This is a genomic window from Actinomyces bovis (assembly GCF_900444995.1).
GTDB classification, from domain to species: domain Bacteria; phylum Actinomycetota; class Actinomycetes; order Actinomycetales; family Actinomycetaceae; genus Actinomyces; species Actinomyces bovis.
Genome location: NZ_UAPQ01000006.1, coordinates 1 through 17,757 on the forward strand (window position 1 = coordinate 1; position 17,757 = coordinate 17,757).

Below are 17,757 nucleotides of genomic sequence, written 5' to 3' on the forward strand. Positions count from 1 at the left end.
CCCGAGCCTTGAAGCCCCACGCGGGCTAGGGGTGAGGGCCGCAGAGACCAGGGAGAAGCGACTGTTTACTAAAAACACAGGTCCGTGCGAAGCCGCAAGGCGATGTATACGGACTGACGCCTGCCCGGTGCTGGAAGGTTAAGAGGAGCTGTCAACCCCCATTGGGGTGAAGCGGTGAATTTAAGCCCCAGTAAACGGCGGTGGTAACTATAACCATCCTAAGGTAGCGAAATTCCTTGTCGGGTAAGTTCCGACCTGCACGAATGGCGTAACGACTTCTCTACTGTCTCCACCATGAACTCGGCGAAATTGCATTACGAGTAAAGATGCTCGTTACGCGCAGAAGGACGGAAAGACCCCGGGACCTTTACTATAGCTTGGTATTGGCGCCCGCTGTGGCTTGTGCAGGATAGGTGGGAGACCGTGAAGCAGTCACGCCAGTGATTGTGGAGTCATCGTTGAAATACCACTCTGGCCATAGCGTGCGCCTGAACCTCGGCCCGTGATCCGGGTTAGGGACAGTGCCTGGTGGGTAGTTTAACTGGGGCGGTTGCCTCCTAAAAAGTAACGGAGGCGCTCAAAGGTTCCCTCAGCCTGGTCGGCAACCAGGTGTTGAGTGCAAGTGCACAAGGGAGCTTGACTGCGAGACCGACAGGTCAAGCAGGTGCGAAAGCAGGAACTAGTGATCCGGCGATCCCGAGTGGGTGGGTCGTCGCTCAACGGATAAAAGGTACCCCGGGGATAACAGGCTGATCCTGCCCAAGAGTCCATATCGACGGCATGGTTTGGCACCTCGATGTCGGCTCGTCGCATCCTGGGGCTGGAGCAGGTCCCAAGGGTTGGGCTGTTCGCCCATTAAAGCGGTACGCGAGCTGGGTTTAGAACGTCGTGAGACAGTTCGGTCCCTATCCTCTGCGCGCGCAGGATACTTGAGAAGACCTGTCCCTAGTACGAGAGGACCGGGACGGACGAACCTCTGGTGTGCCAGTTGTCCCGCCCGGGGCACGGCTGGTTAGCTACGTTCGGCAAGGATAACCGCTGAAAGCATCTAAGCGGGAAACCAGCTTCAAGATAAGGTATCCACACCCCCTCGTGGGGTGGAAGGCCCCCAGCAGACCACTGGGTAGATAGGCCGGAAGTACAAAACCCGTAAGGGTTGAAGCTGACCGGTACTAATAGGCCAAACACAAACAACACCCCCCACCACATAGGTGGGGAACAAGAACCAAACACGCAAGCGTCCACTATACGGTCCACCACCAACCCACACACCAAACACACAACACAAACACAACACACAATACGGCCCAACACACGCACTGGGCCCCACATAAACGTCTCGGTGGTCACAGCGGGAAGGCAACGCCCGGACCCATTCCGAACCCGGAAGCTAAGACTCCCAGCGCCAATGGTACTGCACCCGCCAGGGTGTGGGAGAGTAGGACACCGCCGAGCACACACCCAGGGTCGAGGCCCCCAACCACAGGTTGGGGGCCTCCCCACATATTCGCCACCCTCATACGCTAAGGCGCCGCAGCATGCCTGGAGCATCCTGCTCCCATACCGCTCACCAATCACACAGCGCATGCGGGAATCGGAAACGGAGCCAAAGCGGACTGAGCCCTTCATGCACTTAGCTAGGGGCAGCGCGAAACGAGCCAAAGCCCGGACTCACGTCACCTATCCAGCGCTCAGAGTGCTCACTGAACCCAGTACGCACTCGCATTTACGCCCGGCTCCGCCGTCGTAATTGCTAGAGAACGCGGCTGCCGGTTAGATCCAAGTTGGGAACCACATGTGCCAACGCCAGAAGTCCATAGAGATGGTCCGGCCCGTCCACAGCGGCCACCAGAGCACCGCAAAGACCAGCGCTGCCAACACCACTACCACCAGCAGCAGCAAGCCAAGCACATGTACCTGCGGCTCAGGGACGTCATCAGCCCCGACCTGCGAGGCCACTGCGCCTACCGTCTGTCCAGAGCGAGCCGGCGGCACAATCACCGTGCCATCGCCACTGGTCTCATCAAAGCGCGGCCGATTGATACCAGCAGGAGCACCAGAACGGTTCAAAATCGGCATCCTCGCCGGTGTTACCGGATACCAGCTGGGCCTACGCGAACCAAAAGCCACGTACTTACTTCCCGGCAAGAAGGGCATCAGTCCTGAGGCCAGGCCGAGAGCCAGCACCAAGACCAACACCACTACAGGCACAAAAGCCACCGTATAGAAAGTGAAAATAGTCCGCTCCCGGTAGAGGAACCACGGCGCATACAAGCCCAGATAACCAGCCAACGGCACCCAGGCCCGCCAGTCGCGCCGCGCGACAACAAGCAGGCCAATCACTACCACCAAAGCGATGATCGCAGACCACCAAATCGGAATATTGCCCACCGAAGTGATCGCCTGCACGCACTTGTTGCTACCGCAAGCATTAGCTTGTCCCAGCTCCCTCAGCCCATCTTCACCAGGCCAGTAGAAGGAAGTCGGACGCTCCTGAATCAGCCAGAACTCCGGCTTTGACTTATAGGGATGATCCGAATTGAGGTTCACATGGAAGTTCCACATGACCAAGTGGTACTCAATCCAGTCGTTGAGCCCATCCGGCAGCCAATCGCGCGCCACAAAACCCTGCGCAGCACGCTTCCCAGCCGCCCAACCGTGGTTATAAGCCCCCGGGTGGGTGAACCACGACCACCAGCCAGCCACGTACACCAGCACCGCGACCACTACCAGGTGCACAAAGTCCACCACTGCGCCCCCCAGCCACCCGGGCCAGGCTCGGGCTGCCCCCACATTCCGCAAAGCAGTGAAGTCCCAAATAACCACCAGGATCCCCACAACAGCCAGCAGGTAAATCCCCGACCACTTGATCGAACAAGTCAGTCCCAAGCTGATGCCGCAGGCCAATAGCCACGGCCGGAACCAAGCCAAGCGCGGACGCTGACCTGGCTCAGTGCCCGCAAGCTGCTGGGCGATCCGGGCTCGCATCCACTCCCGGTCCCGCACCAGGAAATAGAGGCTCAACAGTGCAAACAGGCCAATAAACACATCCAACAAGCCAATACGCGACTCAGTCAGGCCAACGCCGTCGATCGCCAAGAGAAAGCCCGCAACCCCAGCCAGCGTGACCGACCGCGTAAGCCGCAGGGTCAGGCGGATCAGCAGCAGCACGGTCAAGGTTCCAGCAATGGCCGTAGCAAAACGCCAACCAACCGGACCCGTCCCCATCAACTGCATGCCCAGAGCTATCAGCCACTTGCCTAACTGCGGGTGGACGATAAAGGCAGGCTTTTCCGTCAGCGCAGAGAAATTACCTGTGGCGAAGAGCTTGTCAGCACCATCGAGCCACTGAGACTCATAACCGTTATGCCACAGGGCATAGGCGTCCTTGACGTAATAGATCTCGTCGAACATGAGGCCCTTGGGGTGATTCAAGCCAACTAGGCGCAACACCGCGGCAAAAAGCGTCACCAAAGCCGTAACCACCCAGCCTGCACGCCAGGCCAGCAACGACGGCGCCGTATTCACAGGCAACAGATGCAGTGCCTTACGCAAGCCGTTCTCGCTGCGTGCCGCCGCCAGTTGCTCGCTCGCCAACTGTTCACCAGACGCCGCGCCTGCTGCAACAGAGTCTTCCGCCACCAAGGCATCCGCCAGTTGCGCATCCGCCCCTGAACTGTCCACCGGATGCGCCGCCTGCGCCGCGACACCGTAGCCCGCCTCCTCATGGGGAACCGCGCTCATTGCCGGATCATCAGCACTAGGTAACCTCCATGGTGCTCCTGCATCTGCAGTGGAATCGTCGATTGCGGCAGGGCCAGCAGGGTCTGGGCTCGTCGTAGTCACCCTTCGAGTCTAGGCCGCAGGCCATACTGGCGCTCATGACGAGCACCGATCGTTCTCCCCATAGTGCAACTCCACAGCCAATTGACCCAGCGGCCAGGCCTCACAAAGGCGCTATCACCCTAGCCGCCACCCCGATCGGCAACACTTTCGACGCCTCACCGCGCTTGCTGGCCGCCTTGCAGCACGCCGACGTCGTCGCCGCCGAGGACACCAGAAGGGTGCTGGCGCTTGCAGGCCGCCTGGGCGTGCGGGTGGGCGGTCGGCTATTGGCCGTGCATGAGCACAATGAGCGGCAGCGCGCCCCAGAGCTCATCGCCGCCGCCCAGGCTGGGCAGGCCGTCGTGCTGGTAACTGACGCGGGAATGCCGTCCGTCTCCGACCCCGGCTACCGGGTCGTTGAAGCCGCTATGACAGCGGGTGTGCCCGTAACCGCTGCCCCTGGTCCCTCCGCAGTACTTACGGCGCTGGCGCTATCCGGACTGGCCTCGGACCGCTTCTGCTTTGAAGGCTTCCTGCCCCGTCGCGCGGGGGAACAAGAACGCCGCTTAGCCGCCCTGGCAGACGAGCCGCGCACGATGGTGTTCTTTGAATCCCCGCGCAGGGTGCACCAGACTTTGCTGCGTATGGCCGGTGCCCTGGGGGAGGAACGGCCGGCAGCCATATGCCGTGAGCTCACTAAGACCTATGAGGAAGTCCGCCGTGGCACCCTGGCGGAACTGGTGGCCAGCACCCAGGCCGAGGTGCTCGGAGAAGTGGTGTTAGTCGTTGCCGGAGCCACCGGCAGCGCCGTCGACCCAGAAACAGCGGCCCAGGAAGCCCTAGCCCTGGCCGACAGCGGCATACGCCTCAAGGAAGCAGCCGCACAAATTGCGCAACAGCGCGGGCTGCGCACCAATGACGTCTACCGGGCGGCAATCGCAGTTCGAAACTAGGTACAGCGCCCTTAAAGCCCACACTAAAGCAGAAACCTGCGGGCGGCAGCCCCGCGCGCCGCGCCCCTCAAGGCCTACGGAGCGTCATCTTGAGTTGGCACCGCCCGGTAAATGACCTGCTTCGGGGCAATGCCGTAAGGGCCGGACTGGGCGCTCTCAGCCTGGCCTCCGCCCGGCTGGCTCCAGCCCAGCTGCCCCCCTGAACCATTAGGGAGCTGCAGGCCAGTTGCGGTTGGCGCGGAAGCTGCTGGACCCGCTGAGGCCAGCTCGCCATAACCCGCTACGAAAGGCTGCGCTGCGGGGACGCCACCCAAGGGAGGCATCGCTGCTGGGGCCGCCCCGCCACTCCAGATGAAGGCCGCCGGGTCTCCGCCATGAGAGAGAAAAGCAGTGCGCGCTGCCCGGTACAGTCTGCGGTCCCGCCTCGCCCGGAACAGCCAGACACAGCCAGGAACCAGGAAAGCCAGGCCGATAATCATGGTTGGCGGCAAGAGCTGAAACATCGTGTAACTGCGCTGGTAGTCGTCATCAAGGGCAGATAGGTTCAGCTCTGCAGGCAGTGAAGCGGTACAAGCGACCTGATATTCCCCCTCAGTCACAATCTCAAAGGAGAGAAACTGCTCCGGTTTAGAGTAGGTGCGCTTAGTAGCTTCCTTGAGGCTAATCGCTGACCCGTCTGCGGCCGTGACGGTACAACTCGTATTGGGATCGTCGCTGTAGATCCCCCACTCATCCACCGTGAGCTTGACCGACTGGGGAGTTGAGTTCAGAACGGTGCGTGTGCCAGGTCTGGGGCCAGTGGCCATATTCAACGTCACCAGAAACACCACCAGGTAGACGACGGTCAGCAGCAGACCGAAGCTAGTGAGCAGCAACGGCTTCACGAGGCTCGGCGGAGTTTGAGTTGAAGACTTCGGTTTCATAGGGCCAATCACAAACTGAACTGGGGTCAGAAGGTTTCAGGGGCAGGCAGGGGACCAGACGGACCGCCAGCCACAGCCTGGCGAGCGGGCAAGCGGTCAACCATCTACGGCACAAGCCAAGCGTACGTTGAGATAAGTCCCCGGCCTGGGCCTGAGGACGGATAGCGGTCCCCTACCGCCCCTGGTAATTGACGGTGTGTTTCGGGTATTAGCGTCTTGCGACCCGCCAGACGATCCCTGCGATCAGCAGCGGAAGGCCCACTATGCCCCCCAAGATCATCATGCCCATCAGCCCCACCATGCCGAAGACAGCACCGGCTCCATGAGCATCGCCGTAGTAGACAAAATCATCGGCATCACAGGAGATCTGGTGTTGGCCAGAGTTCTTGGGCGTGAAGGTTGCCAGCAGCACCTTGTTATTGACCGTGAAGCTGGAAGTGGGAGGTGCCAGCTCAAGCTGCTCGCCCTGGGGGCCCTGGACTAAGCAGCGAGCCCTGCCCTGCATGTTGTACAGGCCGTAACTCTTACTGGAGTCCAAGGAGGCTGTAGCCACCCCATTGTTCAAAGGGGTGAGCTTCGTGGTGTTGGAAGCGAAAACCACCAACATCACTAGCGAGATGATGGCGCCCACCAACAGCAGTGCCCCAATGCTCATCAGCACGGCTGGGCCCCGGCCCCGCTTGGCTTGCGGACCATTCGGAGCTTGCGGGTTGAACGGGGCACCGACGGGCGCTGGCCCCGGGGCGTAGTACTGCTGACCTTGCCAGGCTCCCGGGCCTGGATTAGTTGGGAACTGTGCGTTTGACATGATGCTCCTTCGCAGGTGTCGGCCCAGCGGGAGACCACCGGGAGGTTGGGCTCCTAACAAGATGATGCCCCAGTCAGTATCTACGCTAAGACCACATTGCTGAAACGGATAGGGTTACCCCATGACCCACATCCTCTCCGCGGTCGCCTGGCCCTATGCCAACGGCCCCCGCCACATCGGACACGTCGCAGGCTTTGGCGTCCCCTCGGACGTTTTCTCCCGCTACATGCGAATGGCGGGCCACGACGTCCTCATGGTCTCGGGCACCGACGAGCACGGCACCCCGATCCTGGTGGCTGCCGACGAGGAAGGCATCAGCGCCCGCGAGCTCGCAGATCGCAACAACCGCCTCATCGTCGAGGACCTGGTAGCTCTGGGACTGTCCTACGACCTATTCACCCGCACCACCGCAGGCAACCACTACCACGTGGTGCAGGACATGTTCTCTGCGGTACGGGACAACGGTTACATGGTCGAGCAAATCACCCGCTCCGCCATCAGCCCCTCCACCGGCCGCACCCTGCCGGACCGCTACATCGAGGGCACCTGCCCCATCTGCGGCACCGAGGGCGCCCGCGGCGACCAGTGTGACGCCTGCGGCAACCAACTGGACCCCACCGAACTGATCAACCCGCGCTCACGCATCAACGGTGAAACCCCCGAGTTTGTGGAGTCCGCCCACTGGTTCCTGGACCTGCCTGCCCTGGCTGAGGCCCTGTCCGCCTGGCTGGATGAGCGCGAGGAGTCCGGTTCCTGGCGCCCCAACGTCATCCGCTTCTCCCAAAACATCCTCAAGGAAATCCGCCCCCGCGCCATGACGCGCGACATTGACTGGGGCATCCCGGTGCCCGGCTGGGAGGACCAGCCCACCAAACGCCTCTACGTCTGGTTCGACGCCGTCATCGGCTACCTCTCGGCCTCAATCGAGTGGGCCCGGCGCAGCGGCGACCCCGAAGCCTGGCGCAAATGGTGGAACGACCCTGAGGCCCTTTCCTACTACTTCATGGGCAAGGACAATATTGTCTTCCACTCCCAGATCTGGCCCGCCGAACTCCTGGGTTACAACGGCCAAGGCGCCAAGGGCGGCAACACCGGCAAACTGGGGCTACTCAACCTGCCCACAGAGGTCGTCTCCAGCGAGTTCCTGACCATGGAGGGCAAGAAGTTCTCCTCCAGCCACGGCATCGTCATCTACGTGCGCGACTTCCTGACCCGCTATCAGGCTGACGCCCTGCGCTACTTCATCTCCGCTGCCGGCCCAGAGAATGCCGACGCCGATTTCACCTGGGCGGAGTTCGTGCGCCGCACCAACGGTGAGCTGGTGGCCGGATGGGGCAACCTGGTCAACCGCACCGCCAATATGATCCACAAACGCTTCGGTCAGATCCCCGCACCCAGTGAGTTAGAGGAGATTGACCGCGCACTCCTGGACGCCGTCGCCAAGGGATTTGAGACCGTTGGTGAGCAGATCCGTCACCACCACCAGAAGGCTGCTCTGGCTGAGGCCATGCGCCTAGTGGGTGAGGCCAACAAATATGTGGCCGAGACCGAGCCCTTCAAGCTCAAGAGTGAGGAGCAGCTGCCGCGCCTGGGCACCGTGCTACACACTCTGGCGCAGGTGGTAGCGGACCTCAACCTCCTGCTCTCCCCCTTCCTGCCGCACGCCGCCAACGACGTGGACCGCGTCATGGGGGGCACCGGGGATATCGCCCCCATGCCGCACATTGAAGAGGTCACCGAGCTGGACCCGCAAGTGCTGCCCGCTGCCTTTGACGGACGTGAGGGTTACCCGATCATCACCGGCGACTACACCTCCGCCCCCACCTGGGGCCGTCACAAGATCAAGGTAGGCACGCCGATTGCCAAGCCGGCACCGGTATTCGTCAAGCTTGACGAGGCCATCGTGGAGGAGGAACTGGCCCGCTACGCCAGCTCCCGCCCCGACGACGTCACCGGCGCCTGAGCGCCAAAGCTGCAAGGGTCGGCGCCACTTCCTGCGGGAGGCGGCGCCGGCACCATTTTGAGGAGGACTAATGGGCCGCAAGCATCGCGACCGTTCCTGGCCGCCCGCCGACGCCGTCGCCCCACTGGCGGGCACGGTGGTGGACAACCACACCCACCTGCCGGTGCCAGGGGTGGAAGAGAGCGGACCCGGCTGCGAAGCGCCCCTGGACGCCGCTGAGTTAGTGGCGCGTGCCGCCGCCGTCGGGGTGGCGGGCATCATCACCTCCGCCTGTGAGGTGCCCACCTGGGAAGGCAGCATCGGTCTAGCCCAGACGCTGCCGGGAGTGCGGGTGGCCCTAGCCGTGCACCCCAATGAGGCGGTGCTGCACGCAAAAGTGCGGGAGGTCGGACCCGACGGCTTGGAGCCGAAGCCACAGCCGCACCACGCCGTGCCCCTGGACGAGGCCATGGCGCAGCTGGAGGCCTTGATACGAGCCAATCGGAACGCAGTGGTGGCTGTGGGGGAAAGCGGGCTGGACTACTTCCGCACCGGCGAGCGTGGTCAGGAGGTGCAACGGCAGGCTTTCCGGGCGCATATCGCCCTGGCCAAGGAGCTAGACCTGCCCCTGCAGATTCACGACCGTGACGCGCACGCGGACTGCGTGCAGGTGCTGCTGGCGGACGGCGCTCCCGCGCGCACGATCTTCCACTGTTTTAGTGGCGACGCTGAGTTGGCGCGCGTGTGCCGGGAGCATGGCTGGTACGCCTCAATTGCTGGACCTATCACCTATCCGGCTAACGCTGATCTGCGTGAAGCCGTGCGGGAGCTGCCGGACGAGGCTCTGTTGGTAGAGACTGACGCCCCCTACTTGCCGCCGGTGCCCTGGCGGGGGCGGCCCAATGCTTCCTACCTCATGCCTGGAACGGTGCGGTTCCTGGCCGAAGCTAGGGGACTAGCAGAACATGATGCGTGCGCGCTTCTGAACAGCAACACAACTGCTGTATACGGCTCCTGGCGAACGGCATAAGGGGTTGTCTGGGTCACTTTTGCTTGCGATTTGAGTCAAAAATGGGTGCCCGCAGGTGATCTGAATGACCCCGCAGAGTGTGATGGACTCCATTGTCTCGGCAGGGAATTGTCGGTTAGCGTGCATGGCAACTACCGACCGTTAGGAAGTCTCACAGTGGGTCGTCACTCCCAGAGCAGCGCAGGCCTAGGCTCTACCCTGAGCGATCTCGGCGCAGCCGTAGCATCGAGCCTCCACCGCGCTCCCGCCACCGGGCGTCGTGTCGCAGCACCAGCCAAAGTAGTAGTCCCTCAGTCTGTTTACCGTGCCGGTGGGGTGGCCGCAGCCGTCTCCCTGGCCATCTCCTCGGTGGCCTACGCGGCAGTCCAGAATGAAGGTGGGCAGCAGGCACTCAACAACCGCGCCCGCGCCGCGCTAGACCTCAACGGCCTCGACGCCGCCACCACCGAGCAGGGCGGTCAGGGAAAGACCGTCAGCTTCACGCTGGTGGTCGACGGCGTCACCACGCAAGCTAAGACCAGCGCCGCTAGCTGGGGTGAAGCCTTGGTGGGTGCAGGTGTAAGCGTTGACGGAAATATTGGGGACACCGTCTCCGTGCCTCTCACTGACGCTCCCACTGAAGGCGCCACCGTAACTGTCGCGCACGTAGGCACCAGCACTCAGACCGCTGACACCACCGATGCCCACGGCACCGTGGAAAAGCAGACCGACACCCTGGCTAAAGGCGAGAAGAAGGTCGAAACCGCTGGGGTCGACGGCGTCACCCGCACCACCTACCAGGTCAAGACCGTTGGCGGTCAAGAGGTTGGCCGCGAGGCCGTTTCCTCCACCCAGGTAAGCAACAAGGTTGACGAGGTGGTGCTGGTGGGGACCGGCAGCCCGCAGGACGTGGCTGTCGCCCAGGCTGGCGACGGCACCTCTCCGAACTCAGCCAAGGCCATCGCCAAGGCCATGCTGAGCTCCTACGGTTGGGGTGAGAGTGAATACTCCTGCCTGGTGAGCCTGTGGCACCGCGAGTCCACCTGGAACTACAAAGCCATCAACCCCTCCTCTGGCGCCTACGGCATTCCGCAGTCGCTGCCAGCTTCCAAGATGGCTTCCGCCGGTGCAGACTGGCAGACCAACCCGGCCACTCAGATCAAGTGGGGCTTGGGCTACATCAAGGGTCGTTACGGTTCCCCCTGCGGGGCCTGGGCTCACTCCGAGGCGACCGGCTGGTACTGAGCCGCGGCGCCAATCCTCTGGCTATGGACCTGTTCTTGGGTGCGGTAGACCTGGAGGATTTACAAGCACTGAAACCAACCGGCGGCCGTTGGCTGTTGGATAGATGAGCACGCCCCGAAACGAAGGACGGTCATATGACGTACGAGCGGGAAACGGACAAGTTGGACCACGACTATGAGGACCCAAGCGGCACCCCTGCGCGCACGGGTGCAGGTACTCGCTCCTTCGCTTCTACCGCCCTGCGGGCAGGCGCAGTAGCTGCCGCTATCTCCATGGCAGTCTCCGGCGTCGCCTACGCGGCAGCCATTAAGTCAGCTCCGGAGACCCAGGTGGCCTCCTCCGCCGAGGCGGCCCTCAGGCTTCCTGCCATTGGTGAGTCCACTAGCGCGCCGCAGGCCAAGACCGTCACCTTCACCGTGGTGGTGGACGGACAGAGCCAGGAGGTCTCCTCTGAGGCTGCCACCTGGGGTGGTGCCCTGCTGGAAGCGGGTGTCAGCGTCAACACCGCCGCAGGTGACCAGGTCGACGTCGAGCTTGATGCCGCCCCCAGCGCAGGCCAGACCGTTACGGTCAACCACGTCACCGTGACCACCGACGTCAAGGAGGAGAAGGATCCTCACGGCACGGTGGAAGAGGAGACCGCTGAACTCGACAAGGGCGAGAAGAAGGTCAAAACCGAAGGCAAAGACGGCGTCGTCCGCACCACCTACACCGTGCGCACTGTAGGTGGCCAGGAGTTGGGCCGCGAGATTGCCTCCCAGGTGGTCGCTTCCACCAAGACCGACGAGGTGGTGCTCGTAGGCACCCGCGAGAAGAAGGCTGAGAGCAGCAGTTCTAAGTCCCAGTCCAGCAGCGAGCAGAGCGGCTCTGGTTCCTCTGGTAGCTCCAGTTCCTCGGGCGGCTCTGGCTCATCCGGCGGTTCCGGCTCCGGGAACTCCTCTGCCCCGACGCCCAACTACGCCGCCTCGGGCACCAGCGCGGGCGAAGCTCAGGCCACAGCCAAGGCCATGCTGTCCTCCTACGGTTGGGGCGAGAGCGAATTCTCCTGCCTGGTGGCGCTGTGGAACCGAGAGTCCGGCTGGAACTACCGGGCCGCCAACCCGTACTCCGGCGCCTATGGCATTCCACAGTCACTGCCCGGTTCCAAGATGGCCTCCGCTGGCTCTGACTGGCGGACGAACCCGGCCACCCAGATCAAGTGGGGACTGGGTTATATCAAGGGTCGTTACGGTTCTCCCTGCGGGGCTTGGTCCCACTCCCAGTCAACCGGCTGGTACTGATACCTCAGTCCTATAAGCAGGCGCGCGGCTTATCTAAGCTGCGCGCCTGCTCGTGATTTGCGCCCCATGGTGGCGCCAAGGTGACGGCATCCGAGTATCGTCCTGTGTGAATGCTTTACAGGAAGGGCCTGGAATGACTGACTCCCGCCAGCACAACCAGTCGGCTGCTGAGGCAAGGCATGCCAGCAACGGGCTGCTGCGCGGCAGCATGCTGCGCGCTGGCGCGGTCGCCGTCGCCGTTGCCATGGCAGTGTCTGGTGCCGCCTACGCGGCCACGCTGCAGGCCCAGTCCCCGGCTCCCGCTGAAGGCACAGCTGTGGCTGAGCGAGCCGCCCTGCTAGGGATTGGCGAGTCCCCTGCCGGTGCCAACGCTGTGGAGTACACCCTGGTGGTGGATGGTCAAATCCGTTCCGAGAGCACCACCGCCACCACCTGGGGTGCTGCCCTGCTGGCCGCTGGGGTGGGCGTAAGCACTGCCGACGGCGATACCGTCTCTGAGCCTCTCGACGCTGCCCCCGCCGCAGGCCAGACCATCACGGTCAACCATGTCACCGTGAGCACCGAGGCCAAGGAGGAGAAGGATCCTCATGGCACGGTGGAGCAGGAAAGCAACCAACTCGACAAGGGCGAGAAGAAGGTCAAAACCGAAGGCAAAGACGGCCTTGTCCGCACCACCTACACCGTGCGCACTGTAGGTGGCCAGGAGTTGGGCCGCGAGATTGCCTCTCAGGTGGTTGCTTCCGCCAAGGTGGATGAGGTGGTGCTCGTAGGCACCCGCGAGAAGAAGGCAGGCTCCACCAGCAGTTCCGGTGCTTCGGCCGCCGCGGCGCAGGCACCCGCGAACGACGACGGCAGCCTGGATGACGACTTTGCGCGACTCGCCCAATGCGAGTCCGGGGGCAACCCCCGCGCGGTGAACCCAGCTGGCTACTACGGCCTCTACCAGTTTTCGCTAGCTACCTGGGCCTCCGTGGGCGGTACCGGCAATCCCATCGACGCCAGCCCCGAGGAGCAGCTCAAGCGGGCCAAGATCCTCCAGGCCCGCTCCGGCTGGGGGCAGTGGGGCTGCAGCCACTGAGTTGGCCTTAGCTGAGCCTGCCACTGCTACCTAGGGCTTGCGCCTGTGGTGCCAGGTTCTTGTCAGCACCTCCCGTTACGCTTTCACCATGCCCGACAGTCAGACCTGCGCCAGCTTGGACGCCACTCCCTCCGGCCTGCTGGGGCCCGCAGACGTCCGGGCGCTGTCCACCGCCTTGGGTATTCGCCCCACCAAGACCCTCGGGCAGAACTTTGTGCATGACGCGGGAACGGTGCGCCGCATTGTGCGCAGCGCGGGGGTTACCGCGCAGGACACAGTCCTGGAGATCGGCCCGGGCTTGGGCTCCTTGACCCTCGCCCTGCTAGAGACCGGCGCCCGAGTGGTCGCCGTCGAGATTGACCCACCGCTGGCCCGGGCACTGCCGGTGACCGTGGCGGAGCGCATGCCCCCGGCGGCTGATCGCCTGCGCGTGCTCCCGGCTGACGCCATGACCATCACCAGTCTTGCCGCCCTGGAACTTCCCGCAGACTGGGAGGCCCCTACCCGGCTGGTGGCTAACCTGCCATACAACGTGGCGGTGCCCGTGCTGCTGACCTTGCTGGCGGCGCTGCCTAGCCTGCGCACGGTAACCGTGATGGTTCAGGCTGAGGTCGCTGACCGCTTGGCCGCTGGGCCGGGCAGTCGCACCTACGGCGTGCCCTCTGTCAAAGCTGCCTGGTATGCCGCAGCCCGACGCACTATCACCATTGGCCGTACGGTCTTTTGGCCCGTGCCAAATGTGGATTCTGCCCTGGTGGAGTTAGTACGCCGTGAGCCCCCAAACACCAGTGCTAGCCGGGAGCAGGTTTTCGCCGTCGTGGACGCCGCCTTTGCGCAACGCCGCAAGACCCTGCGCAAAGCCCTGGCGACCTTGGCTGGAAGCGCCGATCAAGCTGAGGCCGCTCTGCGTGCTGCCAGGGTGGATCCCAGTGCTCGCGGGGAGACCTTGGAGGTGGGGGCGTTCGCGGCTATTGCTGAGGCCCTGGTAGCCGCCGGGGCCCTGTCGGCGTCGCCGCCTGCTGCCGAGTCTGCCCGCCCCGATCAGGAGGAAACTCAGCTATGAGCCACCTGTGTGTCGTCCCTGCCGACTCTGGTTCCCCGGAGCGCCGCGGCTCACTGACTTCAGTGCGAGTTGAGGCGCCGGGCAAGGTCAACCTATACCTGTCCTGTGGTGCTCCCGCCCCCGACGGCTACCACCCCCTAATCACCGTCTTCCAAGCCGTGCGCTTGATTGAGCGCGTCACCGCCCGGAGGCAGAGCGCCGACGCCGTCGGTCAGATCACCCTGAGCCTGGAAGAGCCAGATCCTCGCGTCCCCCTGGACGCTAGCAATCTGGCAGTGCGCGCCGCCGCCCTGCTAGCCAAGCATGCGGGCGTCTCGGAAGGCGTGGATCTGCTGCTGCGCAAGCGCGTCCCAGTGGCCGGGGGCATGGCGGGTGGTTCTGCGGATGCTGCCGCCACCCTGCTGGCCTGTAACGCCTTGTGGGGCACCGGCTTGGACTCGGAGGAGCTGATTGGTTTGGCGGCCCGGCTGGGAGCCGATGTGCCCTTCCCCCTGGCTGGTTTTACCGCCCTGGGGCATGGGCGGGGGGATCAACTCAGCCCCCTCATGGCTAAAGGCCGCTTCACCTGGGTTTTCGCCCTGGCTAAGTGGGGCCTGTCCACCCCGGACGTTTTCAAGCGCTTCGACAAGCTGTTGGCGGCAGGCGAGCTCCCCGGCCGCACCGGCGCTAGCGAGCCCGCTCCCGTGCCCGAGTCTTTGACCGCTGCACTGCGCACGGGGGACGTGGAGGCGCTGGCCGCCGGTCTGCACAACGACCTGCAGCCCGCCGCCCTCTCCCTGCGCCCCGAGCTGGAGAGCATCATCGCCACAGCGGAAGCTGCCGGGGCCCTGCGGGCCATCGTCTCCGGCTCCGGCCCCACCATCGCGGCCCTAGTACCAGACTCCGGCGCGGCCACCGTGGCTCGGGCTCTGGAAACCCTGCCCATGGTTGCTGGCACCGTGCGGGCAGACGCGCCGGTGGCCGGTGCCCGGGTGGTGCGCTGATGGCACATCTCCTAGGCGTGGAGAACCTGCGCCTGATGGTCGGTTCCAGGATTCTCCTAGATGACGTCACCCTGGGGATCGAGGACGGCACCCGCGTGGGTGTGCTGGGCCCAAATGGTGCCGGAAAATCCACCTTCCTGTGCACCCTGGCGGGCCTGCGTGAGGCCGAGGGGGGTCGGGTTACCCGGGCGCGCGGCACTCAGGTAGTCATGTTGACCCAAGCTGATGACTTCAACCCCGGCGACACCGTGCTGCAGACCGTGCATCCAGACCTCCCCGAACACGTCTGGGCCTCTGACCCGGCCGTGCGGGATATTCACGCTGGCCTGCTAGCCGACGTGCCCCTAGACGCCGACGTCGTCACCCTGTCTGGCGGGCAACGGCGCCGCGTGGCCTTAGCGGCTGTGCTCACCTCCAGCGCAGCCGTGGTGGTGCTAGATGAGCCCACCAACCATCTGGACGTTGAGGGCGTTGACTGGTTGGCCCGGCACCTACGCCGTCGTTTCCTGGGGGCTGGAGGTCGCGACCAAGGGGCGCTGGTGGTGGTCACCCACGATCGCTGGTTCCTGGACGCCATCTGCACCAATATTTGGGAGCTTGTGCCCGGGGTTGACCCGGGCGGTGGTCGCCCGCAGGTGCCCGGCAGGATCGAAACCTACGACGGCGGCTACGCGGCCTATGTGCTGGCGCGGGCTGAGCGTGCGCGCCAGGCCGCAGTAGAGGCCCAAAAGCGAGAGAATCTGCTGCGCAAGGAACTGGCCTGGCTGCGGCGCGGTGCTCCCGCCCGGACCTCCAAGCCCCGCTTCCGCATAGACGCTGCCGAGGCCCTCATCGCCGATGTGCCGCCGCCGCGTGACTCGGTGGAACTGACGGCCATGGCTACTGCCCGGCTGGGTAAGAAGGTCATTGACTTGGAGGAGGTCTCAGTCGCCTACCCCCTGCCGGGGCTAGGTGCGGAGGCTGCGCGGCGGGAGGTGCTGCGTCAGGTCACTTGGCGACTGGCTCCCGGTGAGCGCGTTGGCATCGTGGGGGTGAACGGTGCCGGCAAGACCACCTTGCTGCGTCTGCTGGAGGGCACTCAGGAGCCCACCGGTGGCCGCGTGGTGCGCGGCAAAACCGTCAAGGTGGCCGCCCTGTCCCAGTCCACCCATGAGTTGGATGCGCTGTCTCAAGAACGGGTGGTTGACGCCGTCGCAATGGTGGGGGAGCACGTCACCGTGGGCGGCAAGGAACTCAGCGCCTCCCAGCTGGTGGAGCGCCTGGGCTTTACCCGCCAGCGCGCCTGGACCCGGGTGGGGGAGGTCTCTGGAGGGGAACGGCGTCGCCTACAGCTATTGCGTCTGCTTATGACTGAGCCCAATGTGCTGCTGCTGGATGAACCTACTAACGACCTGGACACCGACACTCTGGCGGCGATGGAGGATATTTTGGACTCTTTCCCCGGCACGCTCGTGGTGGTCTCCCACGACCGCTACCTGTTGGAGCGAGTTACCGATCATCAGGTAGCGCTGCTGGGTGATGGCACGGTGCGTAACCTGCCCGGTGGGGTAGAGCAGTACCTGGAGTTGCGCCGCGCGGCGCTTGACGAGGCTACGGCGGAAGCCTCCGGCAAAGCGGAACAGAGCGCCGGGGGAGCTGTGGTTGAGGGAGATGGCGCCGCGGCTGGGCTGAGCGGCGCACAGCGGCGTGAGGCGACCAAGAACGTGGCCCGGATCGAGCGAAAACTAGAGCGGGCGGACGCGCGGATTGAACAGATCCACGCGCGTATGGAAGCGGTCTCAGCTGACCCCCACAAGGTCAGTGAGCTGGTTGAACTCGGCCGGGAACTGGCGGCAGCGCAATCGGAGCGAGACGCACTTGAAGACGAATGGTTGTCGGCAGCGGAGCTACTCGACGCCTAGACTTATACGGCGCTAAATAACACCCATGTGTGATTGCGGCTGGCGTGTGGGTTCCCACGGGTGCCGCACGCTTCCGCAGGGCTTGACCAGTCTCCGCATGAGTCCCGCACGGGCCCTAAATAGGGCTTGGTTAGTGGGGTACGTTTCAATCGCTTCATCTTCCGACTCCCGCGTTATCGCGGGGAATCCAAGGAGTATTTGGATGTCTGAACGTCTTACTGCTGGCACCGCTGTCCAGTGGGCTGAGGGCAGCTGGACCGCTGTCGTCACCCCCAACGGTCTCATGCTCCTTCCCCCAGAGGTCTCTGACGAGCTTGTCAACCGGGTTTGGAGGCTCCTCCGTTCCGGTAGCGCCACCATGACCGATGTGCTCGACGAGCTGCTCGTGGCTCAGGGTGGCCGCATCGCCTCCATCCCGGACTTCGCTCTGCTGCTGCTGAGCGACAACGGCGATGTGCACCTGGCTCTGCGTGGCGTGCCGGCCCTTGAGGTCGACGGCGAGATCGTTGACGCTCGCGCCGTGTCCACCTGGTGCGAGACCGTGCTCCCCGCTCCCTCTTCAGTGCAGGTGCGCGTCCACGAGGCCCCCGGCGCCCGCATGCGCCCGGTGGTCGACGGTGTCGTCGCCGCCTCGGTTGTGCGCCTGGGCGACCAGCGCACCGCCGCTGTGGCCGTGGACGAGGTCTGAGAGCAATACGTTAAAACCCGCAGGACCGGTCGGTCACGCGGAGGCTAGCCTGGGCAGAA

13 protein-coding genes and 2 rRNA genes are annotated in these 17,757 nt (G+C 64.0%); 12 read left to right on the forward strand and 3 right to left on the reverse strand.

The genetic code is table 11. The features are described from left to right. Positions 1-1,197, forward strand: a 23S ribosomal RNA gene (locus tag DR039_RS03745); the annotation flags it as partial. 141 nt (positions 1,198-1,338) lie between these two features. After that, positions 1,339-1,455 (forward strand): 5S ribosomal RNA (rrf, locus tag DR039_RS03750). Positions 1,456-1,773: 318 nt separating this feature from the next. Here the strand turns inward: rrf and DR039_RS03755 are convergent. Beyond that, positions 1,774-3,744 carry a dolichyl-phosphate-mannose--protein mannosyltransferase gene (locus DR039_RS03755; RefSeq protein ID WP_111836086.1) on the reverse strand — a complete coding sequence of 657 codons (1,971 nt, stop codon included), beginning with the start codon at positions 3,742-3,744 and terminating at the stop codon, positions 1,774-1,776. Positions 3,745-3,881: 137 nt separating this feature from the next. Here DR039_RS03755 and rsmI point away from each other — a divergent pair, with 137 nt between their 5' ends. Further along, positions 3,882-4,778 (forward strand): 16S rRNA (cytidine(1402)-2'-O)-methyltransferase, encoded by an 897-nt coding sequence (gene rsmI, locus DR039_RS03760; protein WP_111836087.1) that lies wholly within the window; start codon positions 3,882-3,884, stop codon positions 4,776-4,778. A gap of 74 nt (positions 4,779-4,852) precedes the next feature. Here rsmI and DR039_RS03765 read toward each other — a convergent pair whose 3' ends face one another. Further along, on the reverse strand, positions 4,853-5,662 hold the full coding sequence (locus tag DR039_RS03765) for a hypothetical protein (protein WP_111836088.1): 810 nt from the start codon (positions 5,660-5,662) through the stop codon (positions 4,853-4,855). Positions 5,663-5,909: 247 nt separating this feature from the next. Beyond that, positions 5,910-6,509 carry a hypothetical protein gene (locus DR039_RS03770; protein ID WP_111836089.1) on the reverse strand — a complete coding sequence of 200 codons (600 nt, stop codon included), beginning with the start codon at positions 6,507-6,509 and terminating at the stop codon, positions 5,910-5,912. A 121-nt stretch (positions 6,510-6,630) separates the two neighbouring features. Between DR039_RS03770 and metG the strand changes: the two genes are divergently transcribed. The 9 genes from metG (at position 6,631) to DR039_RS03815 (ending at position 17,698) form a co-directional block, all read left to right on the forward strand. Continuing rightward, positions 6,631-8,472, forward strand: a complete 1,842-nt coding sequence (gene metG, locus DR039_RS03775) for a methionine--tRNA ligase (protein ID WP_111836090.1) — start codon at positions 6,631-6,633, stop codon at positions 8,470-8,472. 70 nt (positions 8,473-8,542) lie between these two features. Further along, complete coding sequence (locus DR039_RS03780; RefSeq protein WP_111836091.1) at positions 8,543-9,481, forward strand: TatD family hydrolase; 939 nt, start codon at positions 8,543-8,545, stop codon at positions 9,479-9,481. A gap of 156 nt (positions 9,482-9,637) precedes the next feature. Beyond that, the gene (locus DR039_RS03785) at positions 9,638-10,705 is read left to right on the forward strand and encodes an aggregation-promoting factor C-terminal-like domain-containing protein (protein WP_111836092.1); all 1,068 of its coding nucleotides are present in this window, start codon (positions 9,638-9,640) and stop codon (positions 10,703-10,705) included. 134 nt (positions 10,706-10,839) lie between these two features. After that, positions 10,840-11,985: an aggregation-promoting factor C-terminal-like domain-containing protein gene (locus DR039_RS03790; protein WP_229116780.1), complete on the forward strand. Its 1,146-nt coding sequence runs from the start codon at positions 10,840-10,842 to the stop codon at positions 11,983-11,985. 133 nt (positions 11,986-12,118) lie between these two features. Continuing rightward, positions 12,119-13,063, forward strand: a complete 945-nt coding sequence (locus tag DR039_RS11485; RefSeq protein ID WP_111836093.1) for a resuscitation-promoting factor — start codon at positions 12,119-12,121, stop codon at positions 13,061-13,063. Positions 13,064-13,151: 88 nt separating this feature from the next. Further along, positions 13,152-14,126, forward strand: a complete 975-nt coding sequence (rsmA, locus tag DR039_RS03800; protein WP_111836094.1) for a 16S rRNA (adenine(1518)-N(6)/adenine(1519)-N(6))-dimethyltransferase RsmA — start codon at positions 13,152-13,154, stop codon at positions 14,124-14,126. Beyond that, a complete protein-coding gene (locus tag DR039_RS03805) occupies positions 14,123-15,109 on the forward strand; it encodes a 4-(cytidine 5'-diphospho)-2-C-methyl-D-erythritol kinase (protein WP_111836095.1) in 987 nt (328 codons plus the stop codon). Before rsmA ends, DR039_RS03805 begins: the two co-directional genes overlap by 4 nt. After that, positions 15,109-17,010 carry an ABC-F family ATP-binding cassette domain-containing protein gene (locus DR039_RS03810; RefSeq protein ID WP_111836096.1) on the forward strand — a complete coding sequence of 634 codons (1,902 nt, stop codon included), beginning with the start codon at positions 15,109-15,111 and terminating at the stop codon, positions 17,008-17,010. The genes DR039_RS03805 and DR039_RS03810 overlap by 1 nt, the downstream gene beginning before the upstream one ends. Positions 17,011-17,212: 202 nt before the next feature. Further along, positions 17,213-17,698, forward strand: coding sequence for a hypothetical protein (locus DR039_RS03815; protein WP_111836097.1), 486 nt, complete (start codon positions 17,213-17,215; stop codon positions 17,696-17,698). Positions 17,699-17,757: the final 59 nt, after the last annotated feature.